The sequence below is a fragment of the Roseburia hominis A2-183 genome (assembly GCF_000225345.1).
Lineage (GTDB): Bacteria > Bacillota > Clostridia > Lachnospirales > Lachnospiraceae > Roseburia > Roseburia hominis.
The window spans coordinates 2,015,942-2,028,072 of record NC_015977.1 but is presented as its reverse complement, the minus strand read 5'-3'; the positions used below and the strand labels follow the sequence as shown (position 1 = coordinate 2,028,072).

The 12,131-nt window shown below is 51.1% G+C and carries 10 protein-coding genes; 8 read left to right on the top strand and 2 right to left on the bottom strand.

Annotated elements, in window-relative coordinates; genetic code table 11:
- Positions 1-8 precede the first annotated feature (8 nt).
- Complete coding sequence (locus RHOM_RS09100) at positions 9-884, top strand: DegV family protein (RefSeq protein ID WP_014080009.1); 876 nt, start codon at positions 9-11, stop codon at positions 882-884.
- Between the two features lie 99 nt (positions 885-983).
- Here RHOM_RS09100 and RHOM_RS09095 read toward each other — a convergent pair whose 3' ends face one another.
- Positions 984-2,327 (bottom strand): MATE family efflux transporter, encoded by a 1,344-nt coding sequence (locus RHOM_RS09095; protein ID WP_014080008.1) that lies wholly within the window; start codon positions 2,325-2,327, stop codon positions 984-986.
- Positions 2,328-2,462: 135 nt separating this feature from the next.
- On the opposite strand from RHOM_RS09095, the gene RHOM_RS09090 reads away from it, so the two are divergent.
- The 6 genes from RHOM_RS09090 to RHOM_RS09065 all read left to right on the top strand — a co-directional run bounded on the left by RHOM_RS09090 (position 2,463) and on the right by RHOM_RS09065 (position 9,936).
- Positions 2,463-3,359, top strand: a complete 897-nt coding sequence (locus tag RHOM_RS09090; protein ID WP_014080007.1) for a LysR family transcriptional regulator — start codon at positions 2,463-2,465, stop codon at positions 3,357-3,359.
- 270 nt (positions 3,360-3,629) lie between these two features.
- Positions 3,630-4,910, top strand: a complete 1,281-nt coding sequence (locus tag RHOM_RS09085) for an adenylosuccinate synthase (protein WP_044024949.1) — start codon at positions 3,630-3,632, stop codon at positions 4,908-4,910.
- A gap of 10 nt (positions 4,911-4,920) precedes the next feature.
- Complete coding sequence (locus RHOM_RS09080) at positions 4,921-5,529, top strand: HAD family hydrolase (RefSeq protein WP_014080005.1); 609 nt, start codon at positions 4,921-4,923, stop codon at positions 5,527-5,529.
- Between the two features lie 695 nt (positions 5,530-6,224).
- A complete protein-coding gene (locus RHOM_RS09075) occupies positions 6,225-7,178 on the top strand; it encodes an ABC transporter ATP-binding protein (protein WP_014080004.1) in 954 nt (317 codons plus the stop codon).
- A complete protein-coding gene (locus tag RHOM_RS09070; RefSeq protein WP_014080003.1) occupies positions 7,175-9,292 on the top strand; it encodes a Gldg family protein in 2,118 nt (705 codons plus the stop codon). Before RHOM_RS09075 ends, RHOM_RS09070 begins: the two co-directional genes overlap by 4 nt.
- Positions 9,292-9,936 carry a DUF4340 domain-containing protein gene (locus tag RHOM_RS09065; RefSeq protein ID WP_014080002.1) on the top strand — a complete coding sequence of 215 codons (645 nt, stop codon included), beginning with the start codon at positions 9,292-9,294 and terminating at the stop codon, positions 9,934-9,936. Before RHOM_RS09070 ends, RHOM_RS09065 begins: the two co-directional genes overlap by 1 nt.
- Positions 9,937-10,490: 554 nt before the next feature.
- Here the strand turns inward: RHOM_RS09065 and RHOM_RS09060 are convergent.
- Positions 10,491-10,736: a hypothetical protein gene (locus RHOM_RS09060; RefSeq protein ID WP_014080001.1), complete on the bottom strand. Its 246-nt coding sequence runs from the start codon at positions 10,734-10,736 to the stop codon at positions 10,491-10,493.
- A gap of 237 nt (positions 10,737-10,973) precedes the next feature.
- Between RHOM_RS09060 and RHOM_RS09055 the strand changes: the two genes are divergently transcribed.
- Complete coding sequence (locus RHOM_RS09055; RefSeq protein ID WP_014080000.1) at positions 10,974-12,074, top strand: ABC transporter ATP-binding protein; 1,101 nt, start codon at positions 10,974-10,976, stop codon at positions 12,072-12,074.
- The last annotated feature ends 57 nt before the right edge of the window (positions 12,075-12,131 follow it).

Below are 12,131 nucleotides of genomic sequence, written 5' to 3'. Positions count from 1 at the left end.
TAGAAGTTATGAGCAAAGTAGCAATCGTATCTGACAGCAACAGCGGAATTACGCAATTGCAGGCGGAAGAACTTGGAATCACCATTCTGCCGATGCCTTTTTTTGTGGGAGACAAGACATTATATGAGGACATTGATCTGTCACAGAAAGAGTTTTATCAGATGCTGTCCGAGAATGCCAATATTTCCACATCGATGCCGCTTGTCGGGAATGTGACAGATACATGGGATGCATTGCTGAAGGAGTATGATGAGATTGTGCATATTCCGATGTCATCCGGCCTCAGCGGCTCCTGTGAGACGGCGTTGATGCTGGCGCAGGATTACGAGGGAAAGGTGCAGGTTGTGAATAACCAGAGAATCTCTGTGACGCAGCGGCAGTCTGTGCTGGATGCGATGGCGTTGGCAGAGCAGGGACGCAGTGCAGTGGAGATTAAGGAGATTCTGGAGAGAGATAAATTTGAGTCTTCCATTTATATTATGGTGGATACCCTGTATTATCTGAAGAAGGGCGGACGTATCACGCCGGCGGCGGCAGCGCTTGGAACGTTGTTAAAGTTAAAGCCGGTACTGCAGATCCAGGGAGAGAAGCTGGATGCATTTGCCAAGGCGAGAACTGTCAAGCAGGCGAAGAACCTGATGATCGAGGCGATGAAGCACGATTTTGCGGAGCGGTTCCATGATCCGGAAGGAAAGAGTATGCATCTGGAGATGGCGTACACGTACGATCTGGATGCTGCGGAAGCGTTCAGGCAGGAGGTGCAGGAAGCATTTCCGGGACTGGAGATTCATATGGATCCGCTGTCACTGAGCGTATCATGTCATATTGGACCGGGGGCACTTGCTGTTGCCTGCTCGAAGGAGATTCCGGAGCTGGAAGCGTAGATAAAATAAAACAGGACAATATAAAAGACCGTATTCCGGGATGACGGAGTACGGTCTTTTTGATGCAATAGGATGCATTTCCGTGTGAGGGAAAAATGTTTACGCCGCCTTGGAACACTGCTTCATCCGGTGCTCCCAGAGAAGATAGGTGATAAACAGCGGGATGCCGGCACCGGCCCAGGCAGCCGGATCAGCGAAGCAGACACCGAAGAAGCCGGTGCTCGCCGGAACGAGAGCGATGACGCCGAAGCGGCAGGCGAGCTCGACGACACCGGAGAGCATGGGGATCAGTCCTTGATCCAGGCCCTGTAAGGCATTGCGGTATAAAAAGATCATGGCGAGCGGGAGAAAGAACCAGCTTGCGATCGTCAGGTACTGCATGGCGGAAGAGAAGATCTCCTCGGAAGGATTGCTCACGAACCAGCTCACAATAAAACGTCCGCCAAAGATGCAGATCGCGGCGGCTGTGGCTGCCGCACCGAAGCAGAGGAGAAGTCCCTGCCGCATGCCGGCGTAGATGCGGTCGTATTTGCCGGCACCGAGGTTCTGTCCGCAGTAGGTTGCCATTGCGGTGCCGAGTGTCGGCATGGACTGGGTCGCGATATTGCTGACCTTGGAGGCCGCGGTGAAGGCGGCGACCACACTCGAGCCAAACACGTTGACCGCACTCTGCATAATCATGGTGCCAATGGCGGTAATTGAGTAGTTGAGCGCCATCGGCACACCGATGGCGAGCATGTTTTTTACGCCGGCGGAATCCAGATAATAATCCTCATGTCTGGTGCGCAGGATATCGTATTTCCGGTACATATAAAAGAAGCAGAGCACGGCGGAGACTCCCTGTGCGATGATTGTCGCGTAGGCGGCTCCTGCGGTTCCAAGCCCTGTGTACACGATCAGTACGACATCTAAGATGATGTTGAGCACGGACGAGAGAATCAGGAAGTAGAGAGGAGTGCGGCTGTCGCCGATGCCGCGCAGGATGCCGGATAACACGTTGTACGCCATTGTCAGCAGAATGCCCGCAAAAATTACCTTAATATAAGCGTCTGCCATGGCAATAATATTTTCCGGTGTGTGCATCCATGCCAGAAGGAGGCGGGAAGCTGTCACCGTTGGGATGGTCAGCAGAAGCGATATAATCAGTGTAAGAATCAGGGAGAGCGCCACGTAGTGACGGAGCAGCTTAAAATCTTTGGCTCCGAAAGCGTGTGAAACCATGACGCCGAAGCCCTGGGCGATGCCGTTGGCAAAACCGAGCACAAGAAACATCAGGCAGCCGGTTGAGCCGACGGCGGCGAGAGCCTCCTCGCCGAGATAGCGTCCGACAATAATCGTATCTACCATATTATAGAACTGCTGGAACAGATTGCCGAGCAGAACCGGAATAGAAAATAGCAGGATAATCCGAAGCGGGCTGCCGGTGGTCATATCTTTGGTCATTGGATTGCGTCTCCCTTCATAGTCTGTTATAGTAGAGATACTGGTACTTTGCGTAAGGCATAGTATACTTCATGACAGTGGAAAATACAATCCGTTTTTGTAAAAAAAATGAGACTTTTTTCCCAGGAGAGATCCATGGACATCAATCTGGAATATTATAAAATTTTTTATTATGTGGCAGGCTCCCAGAGCATCACATTAGCGGCGGAGCAGCTTACCATCTCGCAGCCTGCAGTCAGCCAGGCGGTGAAGCATTTAGAGCAGGCGCTTTCGTGCCCACTGTTTGTGCGGACGACCAAGGGCGTGCGGCTGACCAAGGAGGGAGAGATGCTCTATTCCTATGTGCAGCGCGGCTATGAAACGATCCTCTCGGGCGAGAGGAAGCTCTCTGAGATGCTGAATCTGGAACAGGGCGAAATCTGTATCGGTGCCAGCGACATGACGTTAAAGTATTTCCTGCTTCCGTATCTGGAAGAATTTCATGAGCGCTACCCGGGAATCCGTGTGACGGTGACGAATGCGCCGACTCCGGAGACGATCCGCCATCTCTGCGACGGCCGCATTGATTTTGGCATCGTGAGCACACCGGTCGAGAAGAGAGCTTCGCTCAAATGTATTCCGGTGAAGGAGATCCGGGATGTGTTTGTGGCAGGCAGGAAGTTTGAATATTTAAAGGAGCGCATGCTGGGGTACGAGGAACTGATGAAGCTGCCGGTCATGTGTCTGGAGGGAAATACCTCGACCAGGACGTATGTAGAGCAATTCCTTGCGTCGAAGCAGGTGACGATCCGGCCGGAGTTTGAACTTGCCACCAGCGATATGCTGATCCAGTTTGCGGTGCGCAACCTTGGAATTGCAAGTGTGGTCAGAAATTTTGCCGAGGAGCACCTGACGGAGGGAGATCTGTTTGAACTGCGGTTCTTGGAGGAGATACCGGCGCGTACGTTCTGCATTGTTGCAAATGAACGGATTCCGCTGTCCGCCGCAGCGGCTACGCTGATGAATGTTCTGGTACAGGGGACATCACAGTAAGCAGGGATTTTCTTTTAGAAACAGGCATAATAAATACTTATGCCACATATAATGAATATTGATTTTACTTATACAAAAGGTTCGTGTATAATCAATAAGTAAAAAGGCGGAAGTGAGTGACGGTTTTTTACAACCGTCACTTTTTATGTCATGAGGCAGATTTACAGAGTGGATGCTGCTTTCGGACAGACCGGCCGCATGGATGCAGCCTGGAATCAGGAAAATGCGGACTTCCGGCAAAAAAGTGTATCATATCAGGAGGAAAAACATATGGTTACAGCAGTAGTAGGCGCTAACTGGGGCGATGAGGGAAAAGGCAAGATCACAGATATGCTCGCGGATGAGGCTGACATCGTCATCCGTTTTCAGGGCGGAGCAAATGCAGGACACACCATTGTGAACAATTATGGCAAGTTTGCACTGCACACATTGCCGTCCGGCGTATTCCACAGCCATATCACAAATATTATCGGAAACGGTGTCGCACTCGACATCCCGAAGGTAATCGGCGAGCTCAAGTCGATCACAGACCGCAACGTACCGGCACCGAAGCTGATGATCTCGGACAGAGCACAGATGGTTATGCCGTATCATGTCCTGTTCGACCAGTACGAGGAGGAGCGTCTCGGCAAGAATTCTTTCGGTTCCACAAAGTCAGGAATCGCACCGTTCTATTCGGACAAGTATGCAAAGATCGGTTTCCAGGTCAGCGAGCTGTTCGATGAGGAGCTCTTAAAAGAAAAGGTAAAGCGCACCTGCGAGACGAAGAACATCATGCTGGAGCATATGTATCATAAGCCGTTATTAAAGGAAGAGGAACTTCTTGCAACCTTGCATGAGTACAGGGATATGGTTGCTCCGTATGTCGGGGATGTCTCCTTATTCCTCGATCAGGCAATCAAAGACGGCAAGCGTATTCTGCTGGAGGGACAGCTTGGAACTTTAAAGGATCCGGATCACGGAATCTATCCGATGGTAACATCCTCCTCCACGCTGGCAGCTTACGGTGCGATCGGAGCAGGCATCCCGCCGTATGAGATCAAGAAGATCGTAACGGTGTGCAAGGCTTATTCTTCCGCAGTCGGAGCAGGCGCATTTGTCAGCGAGATTTTCGGGGATGAGGCAGACGAGCTCAGAAGACGCGGCGGCGACGGCGGAGAATTCGGCGCAACGACAGGTCGTCCGAGACGTATGGGATGGTTCGACTGTGTGGCAAGTAAGTACGGCTGCCGTATGCAGGGAACAACCGACGTTGCATTTACCGTGCTCGATGTATTGGGATACTTGGATGAGATTCCGGTATGCGTAGGCTATGAGATCGACGGTGAAGTGACAACAGATTTCCCGGTAACAGCAAAGCTTGAAAAGGCAAAGCCGGTACTTAAGAAGCTTCCGGGCTGGAAGTGCGATATCCGCGGCATCAAGAAATACGAAGATCTGCCGGAGAACTGCAGAAAGTATGTAGAGTTTGTGGAGGAGCAGATCGGATATCCAATCACGATGGTATCAAACGGACCGGGCAGAGAGGATATTATCTACCGCAGCAAGTAGGATGACGCATATGATTAAGAATGTCATTTTTGATGTGGGACAGGTTCTGGTGGCATGGGAACCGGTGGAGGCGATGCGCGCGCTTGGAATGGATGAAGAGACGGTGCGCGCAGTCGCAGATGCCACGGTGCACACCAGTGACTGGGACGAGGCGGACCGGGGAGCCCTGTCCGATGAGGAACTTCTCACAGGCTTTATCAGAAAAGCTCCGGCATACGAAGCACAGATCCGCAATTTCTGGGAGCATGTGGACCGGGCGATTTATCCGTTTCCGTATGTCGGGGAATGGATGCGGACGTTAAAAGACAAGGGGTATCGCCTGTATATCCTTTCCAATTACGGTGCCTGGACATACGCGAAGACGAAGGATCAGTCGCTTGGCTTCCTTAAGGACGTGGATGGAGCATTGTTTTCCTTCGAGGTGAAGCAGATTAAGCCGGAGCCGGAGATTTATCACTCCCTGCTTGAGCGCTTTCATCTGCGCGCGGAGGAGTGCGTGTTCCTCGACGACAGACAGAACAATGTGGACGGTGCCATCGCCTGCGGCATCTCTGCCATTCGTTTTACCGGCTACGAGGACGCCAGACAGAAATTAAAAGAATACGGTGTAGAGTGCTAGAAAGGGAACTGTCGCAAGAAGCATATCGTGCTTTGGGCTGATAAGTAATATCATTAGAAGATCACATCGTGGGATTTCAGATGAAAATGCAGATGGACATTCGGTTCAAAAAATGTGGCATTTCTAACCAGCCGAATGTTTGCATCTTCGATGATCCGTGTTTTTCCAAGTTTGGAGCACTCCGCGGGTCATGTCCGCATCCCGGAAGACAATTTGTAGGACTTTTGTGTGTGTCCCTTATGGCACCTCTGAACAAAACATAACCGCGCGAAGCCGCTGTCTGAGTCGGCATCTGCCCTATTTTTAATAGCAGATGCCGGCGAGTTCGGTTCGCGCGGTTTTATATTGTCTGTGAAGAGGTGCCATTAGGGACACCAGAAAGTCCGCCCATTGTCTCCGGTGTGTCGGACATGCACCCGTCGGATTGTCCAAACGTGGAAGAGACACGGAATCCGATGCAAACATTCAGCAGGAAGAAATGCTCACATTTTTCTCAAACGAATATTCCATCTGCATTTCCACATGAAATCCCCAAGTGTGTTTCTTATAATATTACTTATCACCCCAAAGAGGTCTATGCTTATTGCAACAATTCCTTTGGGTTTGTTTTCACAGAATTATCACAGAATGATTCCCTTTTGAACACATTTCTTTCGTAGGCTAGATACGGAAACAGGAAAAAGGAGGAAATGGTTTTGATTGAAATCAATCATCTGGTCAAAAAATATGGGGAACATGTGGCGGTGGATGATCTGACGCTTACGGTGGAACCCGGGAAAATCTATGGTTTTCTCGGACCGAATGGTGCCGGAAAATCCACGACAATGAATATGATTACAGGATACCTTGGCGCGACGAGCGGCGAGGTGAAGATCAACGGTCACGATATTTTTGTCGATCCGCAGGAGGCAAAAAAATGCGTGGGGTATTTGCCGGAGATACCGCCGCTCTATACGGAGATGACGGTGCGGGAGTATCTGGATTTCGTGGCAGAGCTGAAAGGTCTGGATAAAAAGGTAAGAAAAACACAGACAGAAGAGATTATGGAGCTGACACACACGAAGGAAGTGAGTGAGAGGCTGATCCGCAATCTCTCCAAAGGATATCGGCAGCGCGTCGGCTTTGCACAGGCAATCATGGGGTATCCGGATGTCATTATACTGGATGAACCCACGGTGGGACTGGACCCGAAGCAGATCATCGAAGTGCGTGAACTGATTAAGGAGCTCGGGAAAAAGCACACCGTGATTTTGAGTTCCCATATTCTGACAGAGATTTCGGCGGTCTGCGATCATGTGTTTATCCTGTCGAAGGGAAAACTTGTGGCGAGCGATTCGACGGAACATCTGCTGGAGCGGATGTCGGGAGCACAGGAAATCGCGCTTCTGGTAAAAGACAAAGAGCAGCGCATGGAGGAACTTTTAAAGGAACTTCCGGGTGTGGCGGAAGTGAGCAGAGAGCCGGGAGAAGCAGCGGAGGAAGTCCTGTTTCATGTGACGGCGGAGCGGGGCGAAGATATCCGTGAGGCATTGTTTCATGCCTGCGCAAAAGAAGAGATTCCGGTTCTGGAAATGCACACGGAGACAAAATCGCTGGAGGATGTTTTCCTTGAACTTACAGGAGCAGACGGGAAAGGAGAACAGGCATGATTGCAATTTTAAAAAGAGAGTGGAAAAGTTATTTTCAGAATATCACAGGATGGCTGTTTATCGCTGCCGTTCTGGCACTGTACGGTCTGTACTTTTTAGCGTATAATCTGCGGGCGGGATATCCGTATGTGTCGTACACACTTTCGGCGATCTCGTTTATCATGTTGATTGCCGTTCCGATTCTCACCATGCGTTCCATGGCGGAAGAGCGGCACAGCAGAACTGACCAGCTGGTACTCACAGCGCCGGTTTCGCTTGGAAAGATGATTTTTGGAAAATTTTTAGCCATGGTGGGCGTTTTTACCGTTGCCGTGGCGGTGATTGCGGTAACGCCACTTGTCCTGGCTGCCTTTGGCACGGTGCCGATGGGAGAAAACTATGTGGCGGTTTTGGGCTTCTGGCTGTACGGATGTACCTGCATCGCAGTCGGTATGCTGGCGTCGGCGCTGACGGAGAGTCAGGTAATTGCAGCGGTCGTGGCGTTTGCATTCCTTTTTCTGGGATATATGATGAACAGCATCACGGGATTGATCGGCGACCATCTGATCACGAAGGTACTGGGCGCATATGATCTGTACACACCGCTTCAGAGTTTTATGAGCGGCTGTCTGGATCTGACGGGCGTTGTGTATTTTGTCAGTGTGACGGCATTGTGTCTGTTTTTGACCTGCCAGTGTGTGCAGAAGAGACGCTGGAGCATGACGACGAAAAAACTGACCACAGGAATGTTTTCCGTGGCGATGATTGTGGTGGGATTTGCGGTTGCGGTTGCAGTCAACATGGTGGTAAAGGAGATGCCATCCTCCTGGACGGCGGTAGATGCAACTTCCACAAAGCTGTACAGTCTGACGGATACCACAAAGGATTATGTGAAAAATCTGTCGCAGGACGTCACGATCTATGTGCTTTCGTCCGAGAAGTCGGCGGACAGTACGTTGGCGGAGACATTGCAGCGGTATGAAGATCTCTCCAAACATTTAAATGTGGTTTACAAAGATCCGGCGAAGAGTCCGAATTTTTATCAGCAGTATACGGACAGTGCGCCGAGCCAGAACAGTATGATCGTGGTGTCGGACGCGAGATCGCGCGTGGTGGATTACAGCGACATCTATGAATATTCTTATGACTATTCTACATATTCAAGCTCTGTGGACGGTTATGATGCGGAGGGACAGCTGACCAGCGCCCTGCAGTATGTGACGAAGGCAGACAGTGAACTTCCGGTCATCTACGAGATTACCGGTCATGGAGAAAATACCCTTTCTGGCGGTTTCTCGGAGGCGGTTGAGAAAGCCAATATGACGGTGTCACAGCTGACATTGCTGACGGAAGATGCGATTCCAGACGATGCAGCGGCAATCGTCATCAACGGACCGACATCAGACTTTTCGGAGGATGATGCCACGAAGGTAAAGGAGTATCTGCAAGGCGGAGGAAGAGCGCTCATCGCCTGCAACTTCGAGTATCAGGATCTGCCGAATTTTGCTTCGGTTCTGGAGGCGTACGGCATTGAACGGGTAGCTGGCATTGTGATGGAAAACAGTGCATCAGCATGCTACCGGAGTACCCCGTATTATCTGTTGCCGGAAATTGAGTCGACAGCCTATACTTCATCTGTGACGGGCGAGTACATTTTCGCGCCGTACAGCGAGGGACTGAGTTATCCGGAGGAAGCGGAAGATATTACCTACACACCGCTGCTTGTCACAAGCGATCAGGCGGTGTCCAAGACGGATGTGGCAAATGCGGAGACGTCTGAGCTGGAAGACGGGGACATTGCAGGACCGTTTACGATTGCGCTGGCGGCAGAGCAGGATGTGGATGACGGCAACACGATGAAACTGGTGGTGTTTGGCTCCACGGAAATGCTGACCGACAATGCGGACTCGATTGTATCGGGAAGAAATGTGTCCATGTTCTCAGATGCGTTAGGACAGCTTGCCGGTGACGACGGAGAGTCGACGGGCGTCATTCCGGTCAAGGAGTATACGCTTGGAACGATTACGGTTACGTCACTCGGAACGCTGATCGGCGGACTTGCGGCAACGGTTATCCTGCCGATTCTGCTGATTGTGACCGGTGTTGTGATCTGGGCGGTAAGGAGAAAGAAATAATGAAGAAACAGAAAAAACAGTTCTTTGGCATGCTGCTTGTCCTCGCAGTGCTTGCAGCAGCCTATGGAGGAATTCATGTATACAATCAGAAACAGGAGGAAAAAGAGGCGGGCGAGGAGAAAACAGAGAAACTTACAGTTGTCGATTTTGAAACCGATGATGTGACGGCATTCTCGTACGTGCTGGGCGGTCAGGTGTATGCCTACACGAAAACGGACGGAGAGTGGACCTGGGACGGGGATATTTCACTCACCCTCGACACGTCACAGATCGACGCCATGCTGGATGCGGTCACGGGCCTTACGGCGGAGAGTGAGATTACAGACGGCGAGGATCTGGCGCAGTATGGTCTGGAAAATCCGTCGGGGATCATTACCCTCACCACGGCAGACGGCACGACGACGCTACAGCTCGGAGATAAAAATGCAGTGACCGGGCAGTATTACCTGAAGGTGGCAGAGAGCGATAAGATCTATCTCGTGTCGCGGGATCTCTCCGGCACTTTCTCCAAGACACCGCAGGAATTGTTAAAGGAGGAAGAGACGGATGAGCCTGAGAGTGTGGACGTGACTGAGGGCGTAGAGGCGGCTGTGGGCGTAGACGTGACCGAGAGCGCCGCGTCCGAGGACAGTACGGAAGAGTAGAGGACGGATCAAAAGAGCCACTGCACGGGCAGGGAGATGGACTCCGTAATAAGAGAAAAACGATAGATGTTCCAGATACAAAGGATGCGGACATTCTAAACACAAAATGCGGAATTTCTAACCCTGCCCGCCGAAACATCCCTGATGATCCATGTCTTTTCAAGCTTGGAGCACTCTACAGGGTGTGTCCGCAAGCCGGCAGACAATTTTAGGACTTTCGTGTGTCCCTTTGGACACCGCTGAACAAAACATAACCGCGCGAAGCCGCTGTCTGAGTCGGCATCTGCCCTGTGTTCAATAGCAGATGCCGGCGAGTTCGGTTCGCACGGTTTTATATTGACTGTGAAGCGGTGCCCATTAGGGACACTAGAAAGTCCGCTCATTGTCTGCGGTTGCCGGACACACCCTGTGGATTGTCCAAGCGTGACAAAGACACGGAATTCGATGTCCCGGCGGGCAGGGAAGAAATTCTCTCATTTTGTTTCAAAGAATCCCCGCATCCGTTTGTATTCTGGAACATTCTGTCGGTTTTTCTCTTATCCTGAAATTTGTATCTATTTTCCCTGCCCCTGCGGCGGCTCCTTTTGCTCGGCGTCCTCTTCGGACGACTTGTGCACGAGCTTATAGATGAGCGTGTACGCCCACAGCAGAACCGGAATGATGACGGTCGCGTAGATGGAGACCATCAGCAGATTCATAAAATTCTCGCTGGAACTTAAAGCGCAGACGAGCGTGGATGCATACAGCAAAAGCAGAAGAATGGCGCCGGCTGCGGCAAGAATACGTTTCACTTTTTTCATGGTAACCTCATTTCTAAACAGCCTTCTGGTTTACGGCTGTACCTTTATGGTAGATGGAAAAGGCGGTTCCGTCAAGCAGAAAAAATTTACACGAATTGTACAAACTTTATAAAAACCATATAAAGTTTACTGAAAACACAAAAAATATTACAGGAATTTGATAGCTGCCTCCCGGTGGAACTCTTACAATAAGGACTGTTGAGTTTGCAATGTAAGAGAGCACTGGGAGGTTTTATTTTGGCTGAATTGGCGTTAGAACATGTGGGAAAAGTATACCGGAACGGTTATGAAGCAATTCATGACTTTTCGCTTGAGATAAAAGAAGGAGAATTTTTGATTCTGGTTGGACCGTCCGGCTGCGGGAAATCGACGCTGCTGCGCATGATCGCAGGTTTGGAGGACATCTCGTCGGGCGAGCTGTGGGTGGACGGAGAGATCGAGAATTACAAGGAGCCGCGGGAGCGGAATCTCGCCATGGTATTTCAGAATTATGCGCTGTATCCCAATATGAGCGTGTACGACAATATCGCATTTTCCCTGAGCGTGAGGAAGGTCGATAAGAAGGAGATAAAAAAGAAAGTATACGATACGGCAAAGATGCTTGGCATTGAGCATCTGCTGGACAGAAGACCGGGAGAACTCTCCGGCGGGCAGAAACAGCGCGTGGCGATCGGAAATGCGATTATCCGCAATCCAAGGGCGCTTTTGATGGACGAGCCGCTGTCCAATCTGGATGCGAAACTGCGGACGCAGATGCGGGTGGAACTGGCGGCATTGCAGCATGCGGTGGGAACAACGACGATCTATGTTACGCACGATCAGACGGAGGCCATGACGCTTGGCACACGGATTGTGGTGATGCGGGATGGAAAAATGCAGCAGGTGGATACACCGGCGAACCTCTATGCAAAGCCGGTCAACCGGTTTGTCGCAGGATTCATCGGAACGCCGTCCATGAACTTTTTCGAGGCACAGGTGGTTTCCTGGGAGGAGGCTCCGGCGCTTCTGGTCGGGGAGTACCGCATGATGCCGTGCAGGGAGGATGCAGCGCGGATAAGCAGACACGGAAGCGACAGCGTGATCCTTGGCATACGCCCGGAAAACATCCTGTGGGAGGCACCGGAATGTGTAAGCGCCGGGGCGGATTACGTGGAGACGATGATTCTTGAGGTGGAGCTGCTCGGAGCCGAGAAGCTTTTGTTTTTCCTTTTATACGGGAAAAAGTATGTGGCAAAGATTCCGGCGGAATATGACGCCCGGGCAGGTGAGGTGCGCCGGCTGTACTTCGATGTGACAGCGATCCATCTGTTTGACTGCGACAGTGAAATGCGCATCTGAAAGGAGACAACATGAATGCATTTGTAAAGCTAAGACAAAAGATCAGCCCGTACCTGT

Bases quoted from the DNA above. Each gene is read 5' to 3' on its own strand.
- RHOM_RS09060 (WP_014080001.1), bottom strand. From the start codon at position 10,736: ATGAAAAAAGTGAAACGTATTCTTGCCGCAGCCGGCGCCATTCTTCTG.
- RHOM_RS09070 (WP_014080003.1), top strand. From the start codon at position 7,175: ATGATTGCAATTTTAAAAAGAGAGTGGAAAAGTTATTTTCAGAATATC.
- RHOM_RS09095 (WP_014080008.1), bottom strand. From the start codon at position 2,327: ATGACCAAAGATATGACCACCGGCAGCCCGCTTCGGATTATCCTGCTA.
- RHOM_RS09085 (WP_044024949.1), top strand. From the start codon at position 3,630: ATGGTTACAGCAGTAGTAGGCGCTAACTGGGGCGATGAGGGAAAAGGC.
- RHOM_RS09090 (WP_014080007.1), top strand. From the start codon at position 2,463: ATGGACATCAATCTGGAATATTATAAAATTTTTTATTATGTGGCAGGC.
- RHOM_RS09080 (WP_014080005.1), top strand. From the start codon at position 4,921: ATGATTAAGAATGTCATTTTTGATGTGGGACAGGTTCTGGTGGCATGG.
- RHOM_RS09100 (WP_014080009.1), top strand. From the start codon at position 9: ATGAGCAAAGTAGCAATCGTATCTGACAGCAACAGCGGAATTACGCAA.
- RHOM_RS09065 (WP_014080002.1), top strand. From the start codon at position 9,292: ATGAAGAAACAGAAAAAACAGTTCTTTGGCATGCTGCTTGTCCTCGCA.